This is a genomic window from Actinomadura sp. RB99 (genome assembly GCF_014706005.1).
In the GTDB taxonomy this organism is placed as follows: domain Bacteria; phylum Actinomycetota; class Actinomycetes; order Streptosporangiales; family Streptosporangiaceae; genus Spirillospora.
In genome coordinates, this window is sequence record NZ_JABMCA010000002.1 from 173,603 (window position 1) to 186,561 (window position 12,959).

13 protein-coding genes are annotated in these 12,959 nt (G+C 72.9%); 10 read left to right on the top strand and 3 right to left on the bottom strand.

What is annotated here, in order from left to right; translation table 11 throughout:
- Positions 1-42: 42 nt before the first annotated feature.
- The 3 genes from amrb99_RS02850 (at position 43) to amrb99_RS02860 (ending at position 2,905) form a co-directional block, all read left to right on the top strand.
- Positions 43-1,056 (top strand): alpha/beta hydrolase, encoded by a 1,014-nt coding sequence (locus amrb99_RS02850; protein WP_190851821.1) that lies wholly within the window; start codon positions 43-45, stop codon positions 1,054-1,056.
- A 94-nt stretch (positions 1,057-1,150) separates the two neighbouring features.
- Positions 1,151-2,107: an alpha/beta hydrolase gene (locus tag amrb99_RS02855; RefSeq protein ID WP_190851823.1), complete on the top strand. Its 957-nt coding sequence runs from the start codon at positions 1,151-1,153 to the stop codon at positions 2,105-2,107.
- Between the two features lie 72 nt (positions 2,108-2,179).
- The gene (locus amrb99_RS02860; protein ID WP_190851825.1) at positions 2,180-2,905 is read left to right on the top strand and encodes an alpha/beta hydrolase; all 726 of its coding nucleotides are present in this window, start codon (positions 2,180-2,182) and stop codon (positions 2,903-2,905) included.
- Between the two features lie 223 nt (positions 2,906-3,128).
- On the opposite strand, the gene amrb99_RS02865 is transcribed toward amrb99_RS02860, so the two are convergent.
- Positions 3,129-4,370 carry a cytochrome P450 gene (locus amrb99_RS02865; protein ID WP_190851827.1) on the bottom strand — a complete coding sequence of 414 codons (1,242 nt, stop codon included), beginning with the start codon at positions 4,368-4,370 and terminating at the stop codon, positions 3,129-3,131.
- 104 nt (positions 4,371-4,474) lie between these two features.
- Positions 4,475-5,644 (bottom strand): sodium:calcium antiporter, encoded by a 1,170-nt coding sequence (locus amrb99_RS02870; RefSeq protein ID WP_190851829.1) that lies wholly within the window; start codon positions 5,642-5,644, stop codon positions 4,475-4,477.
- A 378-nt stretch (positions 5,645-6,022) separates the two neighbouring features.
- On the opposite strand from amrb99_RS02870, the gene amrb99_RS02875 reads away from it, so the two are divergent.
- Complete coding sequence (locus amrb99_RS02875) at positions 6,023-8,008, top strand: heavy metal translocating P-type ATPase (RefSeq protein ID WP_190851831.1); 1,986 nt, start codon at positions 6,023-6,025, stop codon at positions 8,006-8,008.
- A gap of 93 nt (positions 8,009-8,101) precedes the next feature.
- Positions 8,102-8,506: a metalloregulator ArsR/SmtB family transcription factor gene (locus amrb99_RS02880; protein ID WP_190851833.1), complete on the top strand. Its 405-nt coding sequence runs from the start codon at positions 8,102-8,104 to the stop codon at positions 8,504-8,506.
- Positions 8,507-8,591: 85 nt separating this feature from the next.
- On the opposite strand, the gene amrb99_RS02885 is transcribed toward amrb99_RS02880, so the two are convergent.
- Positions 8,592-9,248, bottom strand: a complete 657-nt coding sequence (locus amrb99_RS02885) for a TetR/AcrR family transcriptional regulator (protein WP_190851835.1) — start codon at positions 9,246-9,248, stop codon at positions 8,592-8,594.
- 59 nt (positions 9,249-9,307) lie between these two features.
- On the opposite strand from amrb99_RS02885, the gene amrb99_RS02890 reads away from it, so the two are divergent.
- From amrb99_RS02890 to amrb99_RS02910, 5 genes are all read left to right on the top strand, one after another.
- A complete protein-coding gene (locus amrb99_RS02890) occupies positions 9,308-10,069 on the top strand; it encodes a DUF4097 family beta strand repeat-containing protein (protein ID WP_190851837.1) in 762 nt (253 codons plus the stop codon).
- Positions 10,070-10,230: 161 nt separating this feature from the next.
- The gene (locus amrb99_RS02895; protein ID WP_190851839.1) at positions 10,231-10,875 is read left to right on the top strand and encodes a dihydrofolate reductase family protein; all 645 of its coding nucleotides are present in this window, start codon (positions 10,231-10,233) and stop codon (positions 10,873-10,875) included.
- A gap of 177 nt (positions 10,876-11,052) precedes the next feature.
- Positions 11,053-11,529 (top strand): DUF4396 domain-containing protein, encoded by a 477-nt coding sequence (locus amrb99_RS02900; protein ID WP_190851841.1) that lies wholly within the window; start codon positions 11,053-11,055, stop codon positions 11,527-11,529.
- A gap of 63 nt (positions 11,530-11,592) precedes the next feature.
- The gene (locus amrb99_RS02905; RefSeq protein ID WP_190851842.1) at positions 11,593-11,970 is read left to right on the top strand and encodes a BlaI/MecI/CopY family transcriptional regulator; all 378 of its coding nucleotides are present in this window, start codon (positions 11,593-11,595) and stop codon (positions 11,968-11,970) included.
- A 4-nt stretch (positions 11,971-11,974) separates the two neighbouring features.
- Positions 11,975-12,913 (top strand): M56 family metallopeptidase, encoded by a 939-nt coding sequence (locus amrb99_RS02910; RefSeq protein ID WP_190851845.1) that lies wholly within the window; start codon positions 11,975-11,977, stop codon positions 12,911-12,913.
- Positions 12,914-12,959: the final 46 nt, after the last annotated feature.

The following is a 12,959-nucleotide window of genomic DNA, read 5'->3' on the forward strand; positions in this document are numbered from 1 at the left end:
ACCGGCCCGAGCGATTCCTCTCACATCAATGGCCAGGTGCGGATGAGCGGACGAACACCGCCGGCGGGCGGATGCGGCCGTGCCCGGCCCCCGTTCGTCCCGGACCCCCTCGTGCGCAGCCTCCTCGACGCGTCGGCGGCACCGCCCTACCTGCACCAGATCGGCCCCGTCGACGGGCGCCTCGCCCTGCTGGAGTCGCAGGGGAACGCGCCCGACGACCCCCGCGTGGAGGCCGCCTTCCATGCCGCGCCGGTCGGGCCGTCCGGGCTGACCGGTCTGTGGATCTTCCGCCCGGCCGCCGTCCCCGGCCCGCTGCCCGCCGTGCTCTACCTGCATGGCGGCCGGTGGATGCTGGGGGACGCGCACACGCACTGGCGGCTGATCAGCGCGCTGGTCAAGGTCAGCGGCGCCGCGTTCGTGGTCCCCGAGTACACCCGCACCTCCGAGGCGCGTTACCCCGTCGCCATCGAGGAGTGCTACGCGGTGCTGGAGTGGGCCGCCCGGAATGCCGGTGAACTGGCCCTGCGGGGCGACCGGATCGCGGTCGCCGGCGACTGCGCCGGCGCCACCATGGCGACCGCGCTGGCGATGCTGGCCAAGCGGCGCGGCGGACCGCGGCTGCGCGCCCAGCTGCTGTACTACGCGATGACCGACCCGCGGTGCGACAGCGACTCCCAGGAGCAGTTCGCCGAGGGGCACCTGCTGACGCGCGCGGCGCTGAAGTGGTACTGGCGGCAGTACGGCGGCGGCGAACGGGAGCTCGCCGAGCCGGTCGCCGCGCCGTCGCGCGCCACCGCCGACGATCTGGCCGGGCTGCCGCCCACGCTGATCGTTTCCGCGGAGGGGGACATCGTCCGCGACGAGGCCGAGCAGTACGCGCGTCACCTGCGGCGCGCCGGCGTCGCGGTGACGTCCGTCCGCTACCTCGGCATGGTGCACGACTTCGTGTCGCTGGCCGCCCTTGAGCCCAGCCCGTCCGCGCACGCCGCCATCAAGCAGGGCGGTTCCTTCGTCGCCGAAGCCCTGTCGGACCGCCCTCACGACCGACTCAAGTAGACCCGACTTAAGTAAGACCCGGCACCGTCAGTACTTCGGCAGAGCAGTCGGCCGACCGATGTGTTCAACGGCGGCGGCGCCCGAAGCTGGACTCATGACGATCAACGAACCCGTACTCGAACCGGCCGCTCAGGATTTCGTCGAGGCCACCAAGAACCCGCCCTTCCTTTACGAGCTGGACCCCGTCGAAGGACGCAAGGCCGTCGACGGCGTCCAGGACGGCGACATCCCGGTTCCGGCCGCCGACGTGCAGGACCTCACGATCCCCGGCGGCCCGTCGGGCGAGGTCTCCATCCGGATCCTCCGTCCGGCCGGCGCCCGGGGCGTCCTGCCCGTGGTCCTCTACATCCACGGCGCCGGCTGGGTGTTCGGCAACGCCCACACCCATGACCGGCTCGTCCGCGAACTCACCGTCCGGGCCCAGGCCGCGACGGTCTTCGTGAACTACAGCCTGTCGCCGGAGGCGAAGTACCCGACCGCGATCGAAGAGATCTACGCGGCGCTGCAGTGGATCGCGGGGCACGGTGCCGAGCACGGCCTCGACCCGGCCCGCATCGCGGTGGCCGGTGACTCCGTCGGCGGCAACATGGCCGCCGCGACCACCATCCTCGCCAAGCGCCGGGGCGGCCCGGACCTGGCCGCGCAGCTCCTCTTCTACCCGGTCACCGACGCTGGATTCGACACCGGCTCCTACGAGGAGTTCGCCACCGGCTACTTCCTGCACCGCGAGGGCATGAAGTGGTTCTGGGACCAGTACACCACCGACCCCGCCCAGCGCGCCGAGATCACCGCCTCGCCGCTGCGCGCGAGCCTGGAAGAGCTCGCCGGGCTCCCGCAGGCGCTCGTCATCGTGGCCGAGGCCGACGTGCTGCGCGACGAGGGCGAAGCGTACGCCGCCAAGCTGCGCGCCGCCGGCGTCCCGACCACGGCGGTCCGCTATCAGGGCATCATCCACGACTTCGTCATGGTCAACGCGATGCGCGACACGCACGCCGCCAAGGCCGCCACCCGGCAGGGCGGCGAGTTCCTCCACGACGCCCTGCACGCCTGACCGGCCCCTGCACGCCTGACCGACCCCCCACCTACCGCGCTCTGCGCCATCGATCCTCAGAGGAGTTCGCCCATGGCCGAGAAGGCCGTTCCCACCGTCGTGCTCGTGCACGGCGCGTTCGCCGACGCCGCGAGCTGGTCCGGCGTCATCGCCGAGTTGCAGGGCGACGGCATCCCGGTGGTCGCCCCGCCCAATCCGCTGCGCGGACTCGCCTCCGACGCCGCGTACGTCGCCTCGGTCGCCGCCCAGATCGACGGCCCCGTCGTGCTGGTCGGCCACTCCTACGGCGGTGCGGTCATCACCGTGGCGGGTACCACCGGCAACGTCGTCGGCCTGGTCTACGTCGCCGCGTATGTGCTCGAAGAAGGCGAAAGCCTCGGCGAGCTGCAGGACCGCTTCCCCGGCTCGCCGCTCGGCGCCAACCTGAAGCAGGCGACCTACCCCGTCGAAGGCGGCGACCCGGCCGTCGAGCTCACGATCGCCCCCGAGGCGTTCCCGGAGGTCTTCGCCGCGGACGTCCCCGGCGACGTCACCAGGGTCCTCGCCGTCGCGCAGCGTCCGCTCGCCGCCGCCGCCTTCACCGAGAAGGCCTCCACCGCGGCCTGGAAGACCAAGCCGTCCTGGGCGCTCGTCGCCGCCGCCGACCAGGCGATCAACCCGGACGTGGAGCGGTTCGGCGCCAAGCGCGCGGGCGCGACCGTCCTCGAGGTCGACGGTGGGTCCCACGCCGTTGCGGTCTCCCGTCCCAAGGACGTGGCCGACCTGATCCGCGAGGCGGTCCGGGCAACCTCCGCCTGACCCGTTCCGAGGGGGGCCGTGCCGTCGGCCGATCACCTGGCCGGCCGACGGCACGTGGAACGTGCCGGGTTCTCCGAGACGCCGATCATCGCCGGCCGGTCGCGACGAGGCCGCCTCGATGGCCGTCCTGGCCCCGGCTGAGAGCATGGCGGCTCGGACGAGGGTCTCGGCGGCGTGAACGCCGCCGAGACCCTCGATGCCTTGGGGGCTGTCCCGTTCGATGTCAGGTGGCCGCCTTGAGGCGGGCCGGCAGGGTCCGGTGGCCGTTGGAGATGAAGGAGTCCAGCGGGAGGAGTTCGCTCGGCCGCACGGCCAGCTCCAGCCCCGGGAACCTGCTGAACAGCGCGGGCAGCGCGATCGACGCCTCCAGCCTGGCCAGCGGCGCGCCGAGGCAGTAATGGACGCCGTAGCCGAACGCCATGTGCTCCTTGTCGGCGCGGGTGACGTCGAAGAGGTCGGCGTCGTCGCCGTGCGCGTGCGGGTCGCGGCCGGCCGCCGCGTAGCAGGCGAGGATCGCATCGCCCTTGCGCAGTGCGGTGCCGTCCTCCAGTTCGATGTCCTCGACGGCGAAGCGCAGGGGCAGGTTGGCGATCGGGGGCTCGGCCCGCAGCGTCTCCTCGATGACGTCGCCCCAGGTGGCGTGACCTGCCCGGACCAAGGCCAGCTGCTCGGGACGGGTGAGCATCGCGTGGACGGCGTTGTCGAGAAGGTTGACGGTCGTCTCGTGCCCCGCGCTCAGGAACAGGACGAGCGTGTCGACCAGTTCCTCCTCCGACAGCGGCGAGCCCTCGTCCCTTGCCGCGATGAGGGCCGAGGAGAGGTCGTCCGCGGGACGCGTGCGCTTGTCCCGGACGACGCCGCGCAGGATCTCCTGCAGACGCGGGAACGCAGCGGCGGCCTCCTCCGCCCCGGTCGTGGTGCGGAAGAACGCGTCGACGCAGCGGCGTATCTCGTCCCGCGCGTCCGGGTCCTCGACGCCGAACAGCTCGCAGATCACCCTGATCGGCAGCGGGTAGGCGTAGCGGTCGCGCAGGTCCACCGCCTCGCCCGGGGCGACGGCGTCGAGGTCGTCGAGCAGCTCGGCGACGATCGCCTCGATGCGGGGACGCAGCGCGGCCGTGCGGTGCACGGTGAACGCGCTGGAGATCAGCCGCCGCAGCCGCCGATGGTCGGGGCCGTAGGCGGTGAGCATGTTCCGCACCGCGACCCAGGCGAAAAGCTGCCATCCCGGGCCGACCTCGCCGTTGAGCAGGGGCGGCCAGTGCAGGTAGGCGTCCTTGGAAACGCGGTCGTCGGTCAGCAGCCGCCGCAGCAGCGGGGGACTGCTGACCGCCCACGCCTCCACGCCGCCGGGGAGGAGGATGCGCGTCGCGGGTCCGCGCGCCCGTATCCGGGCGGCGTCGCCTTGGACGTCGCGCCCGGTGGGATCGATGGCGAACGGCTCGTCGTTCTCGGAAGCGCGCACCGGACCCTCCGTCTGCTCGATGGTGCCGAGCGTCTCCCTCCTAAGGTCCGTCCGGCGGCGTCCGTCCGCAAGGGGCGCCGCGACGCGGCACCGGCGGGTGCGGGTCAGGACAGGATGAACACCAGGCCGCCGGCGAAGATCAGGTAGAAGACCCCGGCGAAGGCCAGGCGGGCCGGGGTGAGCCGGTGCGCGCGCATGGTGGCCAGCAGGTACACGATCGCGACCATGGTGATCAGCCCCGACCAGGCCAGCGCGTGGTCGAACTTCCAGGAGGTGAACAGCAGGCCCAGTCCCGAGGGGACGGTCGCCTGGATCATCATCGCGCCGGAGATGTTGGCCAGCGCCAGCCTCGTCTTGCCCTGCCGCACCCAGATGATCGCGTTCATGATCTCCGGCAGCTCGGTCGCGATCGGGGACAGCAGCAGCGCGGTCACCGCCGCGGGCAGGCCGATCATCGGCCCGATCGCGTCCAGCTGGTGCACGAACAGCTGCGACGACACGAAGATCACCGCCAGCGTGGCGAGCGTCTGCGCCACCACGGCCCAGGTCGCCGGAACCTCCCGGCGCGGCTGGAGCTTCAGCGGCTCCAGCTCGTCCTCGTCGTCGGCGACGGCGTCCTGCGCACCGGGTGCCGTCTCGCCGGCGGCGTGGTCGACCGCGTGCGGCGCGGCCGAGCCGCCGGACATCTCGCGCCAGAAGTACACCGCGTACACCGCGAAGAACGCCAGGCCGAGGACGGGCTTGAACGCGAACGCCACCAACCCCAGCGCGACCTTGACGACGAACACCGCCAGGAACCAGCGCTGGTCCTTCACCAGCCGCGCCAGCTCGCCCGGCCCGGTCAGGACCTCCCGGTGCCCGTCGGAGGCGCCCGTACCGCCGCGGCCCGCGGCGGTGGCGTCGCCGGCGCCCGCGTGCGCCCCGCCGACGGCGGCCCCGGCCGGGACGGCGGCGGCCTCAGCGCCCGCCAGCCTGCGGCGGCGCAGCAGCAGCGCCACACCGGTCACCGCGTAGGCGACGGTCGCCAGCGCGAGCGGCCCGCCCATCGCCGCGCCGACGCCGATGTCCTTGGCCTCGGCCGTCCCGCCGGTCGTCACCGCCACCAGCGTCACCACCGATTCCGGCAGCGCGGTCCCGAAGGCGGCGAGGATCGTGCCGACCGCCATCTTCCCGACGTTGAGCCGCTGCCCCAGCCACTCGACCGCGTTGACGAACCACTCGCACGACAGGTAGATCACGACCGCGCACACGATCAGCAGCACGAAATGCCACACGACCCGTCACCTCAAGCCTTCCCGCGCAAGGCGTGCCGGGGGGCGAGGACCATCAGGGCAGGAATCCGGGGAGCCCGCGACCTCGACCCTCCGACGACGCGCATGCGCCATCGTCAAAGGACCGAAGGTCTCGTCCGCCCGCCTCAGCGGCGGGCCCGGCCACCGGGAACCATCGGGTTCCAGCATGTCGACGACCGGTTCGCAGGACTACTCCCCTTCACAAACGCCAGGAGACTACCGCATCTCCGCTCCGCGTGCTGGTCGCGCCGGGCGCCCATGAAGGTATGAATCCTTGTTCATGTATTCCTGCTACGGTGGATCAGGCGGGCCCCGGGGCGGGGCCGGCCTTCGACCGACGGCTCCCGAAGGACCCACCGAATGTCTTCCACGTTGACCGGCCCAGCTCGCGCCGCGGCCGGGGACGGCGTACCGGCCGGCGGAGCGCCACGCCGCCGCACTCGGGTGCTCGCGCTGCCCGAGGCCCGATGGGCGGCGGCCGCGCTGGTGCTGTTCCTGGCCGGGCTTCCGGTGTACCTGCTCGACGGCCCGGCCTGGGCGTGGGGCGCGCTGTTCGCCGCGACCTACGTCACCGGCGGGTGGGAGCCCGGCTGGGCCGGGCTGAAGGCCCTCATGGGCAGGACCCTGGACGTGGACCTGCTGATGGTGGTGGCCGCCCTCGGCGCGGCGGCGATCGGGCAGGTCCTGGACGGGGCGCTGCTGATCGTCATCTTCGCCACCTCCGGCGCCTTGGAGGCGGTCGCCACCGCCCGCACCGCCGACTCGGTCCGCGGCCTGCTCGACCTGGCTCCCGCGACCGCGACCCGCCTGGACGACGACGGCACCGAGCACACCGTCCCCACCGACCGGCTCGCCGTCGGCGAGACCATCCTCGTGCGGCCCGGCGAGCGCGTCGGCGCCGACGGCCGCGTCCTTTCCGGGGCGAGCGAGGTCGACCAGGCGACCATCACCGGTGAGCCGCTGCCGGTGGCCAAGCAGTCCGGCGACGAGGTGTTCGCCGGCACCCTCAACGGGACCGGCGCGCTCCGGGTGAAGGTCGAGCGCGATCCGTCGGACTCGGTGATCGCCCAGATCGTGGCGCTGGTCGAGGAGGCGTCCGAGACCAAGGCGCCGACCCAGCTGTTCATCGAGAAGGTCGAGCGGCGCTACAGCGCGGGAATGGTCGCGGCGACGGTGGCGGTGTTCGCCGTCCCACTGGCCTTCGGCGCCGACCCGACCGGGGCGCTGCTGCGCGCGATGACGTTCATGATCGTCGCGTCGCCGTGCGCGGTGGTGCTCGCCACGATGCCGCCGCTGCTGTCGGCCATCGCCAACGCCGGACGGCACGGCGTGCTGGTCAAGTCGGCGGTGGTGATGGAGCGGCTCGGGCAGGTCGACCAGGTGGCGCTGGACAAGACCGGCACCCTGACCGAAGGCGTCCCGCAGGTCGGCGACATCCGTCCGCTCAGGGGCGCGGGCCTGACCGAGGACGCCCTGTTGCGGCTGGCGGCGGGAGCGGAGCATCCCAGCGAGCACCCCTTGGGCCGCGCCATCGTCGAGGCCGCCCGTGCCCGCGGCCTGGACATTCCCGCCGCGGCCGACTTCTCCTCCGCCCCCGGGGCCGGCGTCACCGCGACCGTCGACGGCCACCGGGTCGAGGTCGGCAGCCCGGCGCGGCTTCGGACCGGACGCGGCGCCCACCCCGCGCTCGTCATGGCCGAGCGGTTGGAGGAAGAGGGCCGCACCGCGGTGCTGGTCGCACTCGACGGCGTCCCGGTCGGCGTGCTCGGCATCACCGACCGGCTCCGGCCCGACGCCGCCGCCACCGTCACCGCCCTGACCGCCCTCACCGGCACCGCACCGGTCCTGCTCACCGGTGACAACCCGCGTGCCGCCGCCCACCTCGCCGACCAAGCCGGCATCGGCGACGTCCGCGCGGGCCTGCTGCCGCACGACAAGGTCGCCGCCGTCCAGGAACTGGAACGCTCCGGCCGCAACGTGCTCCTCGTCGGAGACGGGGTCAACGACGCTCCCGCGCTGGCCGCCGCGCACACCGGCATCGCCATGGGCCGCGCCGGATCCGACCTGGCCCTGGAGGCCGCCGACGCCGTCATCGTCCGCGACGAACTGGCCACCGTCCCCGCCGTCGTCGACCTGTCGCGGCGGGCGCGCCGGCTGGTGGTGCAGAACCTGGCCATCGCCGCCGTGGTCATTACGGGCCTGGTGATCTGGGACCTGGCCGGAACCCTGCCGCTGCCCCTCGGCGTCGCCGGGCACGAGGGCTCCACCGTCATCGTCGGCCTCAACGGGCTGCGCCTTCTCACCGAGGGCGCCTGGCGCCGCGCCGCCCGCCCCGCACACCGGTGAGGCTTCGCCGGCGGACGCGGTACCGGCGGAGCCGCCATGCAGGGACGAATGAACATTGGTTCATGTATGCATGGCGCGGCGTACGATGGCCGCATGGGCCACGGAGCTGATCGATCGGCCGGCGGCGTCCCGCGCGGACGCCTGGACGCGGCCGGTGCCGCGAGGGTGGCGACCACACTGCAGGCCCTGGCCACTCCCTCCAGGCTGCTGATCCTCGCCCGGCTCCGAGAGGGCCCGCTCCCGGCCACCGAATTGGCGGCCGAGGTCGGCATGGAGCAGTCCGCCTGCTCCCACCAGTTGAGGCTGCTGCGCAACCTCGGCCTGGTCACGGGCACGCGGAAGGGACGGTCGGTCGTGTACACCCTGTACGACGACCACGTCGCCGAACTTCTGGACCAAGCCCTCTACCACGTCGAACATCTCAGGCTCGGCCTGACCGACGCCCCAGGCTCCCGCGGAACCACCCCGGACGCCGCCCCCGTGACGACCGCCCCCTAGCCCCCGACTGGGGGACAGGACGCGCGCTCCGTCCGGGTGCCCGCGGTGTCGCCGGGGAGTGGCGTCACGTGGCGGGGGTTGCCGGTCAGGGTGAGGACGGCGGGGACGAGGGCCATCCTGCGTTCGCGGCCGGGGGGAGTAGTGCGCCGAGGACGGCGGTGAACGCCTGCTTGATCACGTCTGCGGTGACGGTCTCGGGGTCGGCGAGATGCTCGTTGACCAGGCCGTTGGTGAGGCAGTGCAGGATCAGGCCGGCCAGCTCCGCCGGGACGGCGGCACCGGTGCCGGTGCGCTCGGTCACCTCGGCGACGGAGCGGGCGGCGGCGTCGCGCTGCGCGCGGCGCATCGGGGCCAGCACGGCCCTGGTCCGCTCGTCGCGCGCGGCGCGGGCGGCGAACTCCAGCCCGAGCCGGCCGTGCTGGATGTCCCCGGTGATCCGGTCGGCGATGAGCTCGGCGACCCGTTCGATCACCGCACCGGCGTCGGCGGCGCCGTCGATCTCGGCGGTCACGGCGGCCAGCTCGTCCTGTGCCCCCCGGTCGAGGACGGCCCCGAACAGCTCCTGCTTTCCACCGAAGTTGGAGTAGACGGCGCCCTTGGTGAAGCCGGCGGCATGGGCGATGTCCTCGATCCGGGCGTCGGCGTAGCCGTGTTCGGTGAACGCCCGCACCGCCTCGGCCAGCAGCCGCCGCCGCACCTCCGCGCGGGGGACCCGCCGCGCGGGCCCTGGGTTGTCGGTCATGACCGGACCGTAGCATACTGAAAGTATTCAATACTTTTGGTATCGAGTTCGGAGGCCCGTTGATCCCCTCATTCCGCCGCTCCGCGCTCCCGGCCACCGGAGCGCTCCTGCTCGCATCCCTCACCGGCTGCGGGGCCTCGGCCGGCGACGCCTCTCCCGAACGGCGCGACTTCGGCCCCGCCGGCTCCCGCCTCACCATCGCCAAGGACCGGGGCGACCTCGACATCCGGCCCGCCGACGTCGGGAAGGTGCAGGTGACACGCTGGTTCGACCGGTGGGCGCTGATCGGCGGGAAGCCGTCCGCGACCTGGGATCTCACCGGCGACCGGCTCACCCTGTCCACCGACTGCGGCACCCTGGTCGGCGGCTGCGCCGTGCGCTACCAGGTGCTGGTGCCCCGCGACCTCACGGTCGAGATCCAGGGAGAGAACGGAAGGATCTCGGCCACCGGGTTCGGGACCGCGCTGCGCATCCGCAGCACCAACGGAGCGATCAGGGTCGCCGGTGCGACCGGCCCGCTCGACCTGCGCACCGAGAACGGCGAACTGCGCTCCACCGCGACCAGGTCACCGCAGCTCTCGGCCACCTCCCAGAGCGGGAAGGTCGACCTGTCGTTCGCCGTCGCGCCGCGGCAGGTGGCCGTGACCACGGAGAACGGCGAGGTGAACGTGACCGTCCCGCGCGCCCCCTACAAGGTCACCACCACTACCGACAGCGGCGACGTCCGCGCTGACGTCCCCAAGGACGCCTCGGCCTCCCGCTCGATCACCGTCCGCACCGACAGCGGAGCGATCGCCTTGAACACTGCGGCGAGCGCCTGACCTGGGGAGTCGCTCGTGGAATTGGGCATTGCTGAGGAGGGGATCCCGGGGTTCTGCGAGCCCGGCGGCGATGAACCGCGCTGGTGGCGTCGGCGCGATGAGTCCGCCGGTCTCCCCGGGTCTACCTCTCAACCGAGCCAGCCGACTCAGCGGGAGCAAGCATGGGCCTCATCCACATCGAGATGTTCGCGACCCTCGACCTGGTCGGGCAGTCGCCCGGCGGCCCCGACGAGGACCCGGTGGGGTTCCCGTTCGGAGGCTGGCAGGCGCCCCTGCTGGACGACGTAGCCGGCGCCCAGGTGGGCGCCGCGTACGAGGGCACGGACGCGCTCCTGCTCGGCCGGCGGACGTACGACATCTTCGCCGCCTACTGGCCGCACCAGGAGGGCGGGCAGGACAACGAGATCGCCACGCTCTTCAACAGGGTCCCCAAGTACGTGGCCTCCCGCGGCAGGCCCGACCTCTCCTGGGCCGGGTCCTCGCAGCTCGGCCCGGACCTGGCCGCCGCGGTGCGAGAGATCCGCGACCGGCACGAGAACGTCAAGGTCGTCGGGAGCCTGAACCTGGTGCAGACGCTCCTGCGCGAGAAGCTGTTCGACCGTCTCGACCTGTGGGTGCACCCGATCGTTCTCGGCGTCGGGAAGAAGGTGTTCGACGGGGGAGCGGTGCCCGCGAACGTCACGCTCCTCGAACCGCCGGCGGCCAGCCCGAAGGGCACCGTGTACCTGCGCTACGGGCTCGCCGACGGCACGCCCGCGACGGGGGACATGACCGCTCCCGACCGCGGCACCGGGCGCGACGACTGAGTCCGCGCGGCGCGAGGTGGCGCCGCGTCGACCTCCTACGCCTTGTAGGACATACTGACCGTGATCGTTGACCGGATCACGGAGGTATCGGTGACCACTCATGACCAGCATGGATCTCATCAGCATGTCGCGGAGGGCCATGGAGATCATCACCCTGCGCCGCCCGAGCACGGCGCCATGGACGCCGGACATGCCCACCACGAGGGCCACGGCGGTCCGGTCTCCTGGGGGACGGCGGCGCGGGCGACCCTGCACTGCCTGACCGGTTGCGCCATCGGCGAGGTGCTCGGCATGGTGCTCGGAACGGCCTTCGGCTGGTCGAACGCGGCCACGATCGTCGCGGCGGTCATCTTGGCCTTCGTGTTCGGGTACGCGTTGACGATGCGCGGCGTCCTCAAGGCGGGGTTGTCGGTGCGGGCGGCGTTCGGGGTGGCGCTGGCCGCCGACACCGTGTCGATCGTGGTGATGGAGATCCTGGACAACGCGACCGTGGTCGTGATCCCGGGAGCGATGCATGCGGGCCTCGGGGACGTGCTGTTCTGGGGCGCGCTCGCCGCGGCCCTCGTCATCGCCTTCGTGTTCACCACGCCGGTGAACCGCTGGATGATCGGCCGGGGCCGGGGGCACGCCGTGGTGCATCAGTACCACCACTGATCCACCGGACGGCGGTGGCCGGCGGGAGTTCCGGCACAATGTGGGGAGGACGGAGGTGGCCGCGTGGCCGGATTGGCTGGATCGCTCGAGCGCTCCATCATGGACGTGCTCTGGGCGGCGCCCGGCCCGCTGCGGGTCCGCGAGCTGCTGGCGAGGCTGAATGAGAACGCCGAGAAGAAGCTCGCCTACAACACGGTGCAGACGGTGGCCGAACGGCTGGCGCAGAAGGGGATGCTGCAGCGCACGCCCGACGGCCTGGCCTTCCGCTACAGCCCCACCAGGCCGCGGGAGGAGTACGCGGTCGAGTTGATGCTCGACGTGCTCACCGATGCCCCGGACCACGGGGCCATCCTGGCGAGGTTCGCCGAGAGCGTCCCGCCCGAGGACGCCCGGCACCTGCTGGACGTCCTGCGCCGGCGGGCCTCCGGCGACGAGGCCTGACCGCATGCTCTTCTCGGTGCTCGCCCTGATCGCGTCGGCGGTGCTGCTGGGCTGCCTCGCCGGGCCGGTGCTCGATCGGCTGCGTCGGCCCGCCGTCGACCCAGGGGCCGCCATCGCCTGCTGGGCGGCGGCTCTCGCCGGGACGTTCATCGCGAACACGGCCGTCGTGGTGGTCGCCCTCATCTCTCCGCCGGGGCCGGGCCACGGTCTCCTGGAGTGGCTGCGCGACTGCCTGCCGCACCACGGATCCCTGGCCGTCATCATGGCGGCGGCGGCGACCCTGGTGCTGATGACGGCCTGCTGCTCCCGGCTGGCGAGCGGCCTTCCGCGGCTCGGCCGTGCCGTGCGCCACCGTCGCCGGCATCGGGAGCTGCTGCGCCTGGTCGCCCGGGAGCACGGCCGGCATGCCGACGTCCTGGTGCTCGATCACCCCGTCCCCGTGGCGTACTCCCTGCCCGCCCGCCGGCGCGCGATCGTGGTCAGCACCGGCGCGCAGGAGACGCTCACCGAGGCGGAGCTCGGCGCGGTCCTCGCCCATGAGCGCGCCCACCTGCGCCAGCGGCACCACGCACTGCTGCTCATGCTGGACGTCGTCCATGCGCTCCTGCCGTGGCTGCCGACGGTCCGGCGCGCGAAGTCGAGGCTGCCGCTCCTGCTGGAGATGGCCGCCGACGACGCCGCGGCGAGCGCCTACGGCAGGCGGACGCTGGTCGACGCGTTGTGCCGGCTCTCCGCCGTCCCCGGGGTGGCGGGGGCGCTGGGAGCGGCGGGGGATTCCGGGTCGGCCGCGCTGGTCGAGCGGGTGCTGCGTCTGGAGGCGGCCGCCCCCGTCCGGGCGCGCCGGTCCGTTCGCCTCGCGACCTGCGCCTTCGCGGCGGCGGCCGTGGCCACGCCGCTCCTGGTGGGGGCCGTCGCGATCGCGCGGCTGTCCACGACCTGCTGAGGGACTTGTCGGCCTTCGTGTGAAATCTGGTACTCGGGTGGCGTGG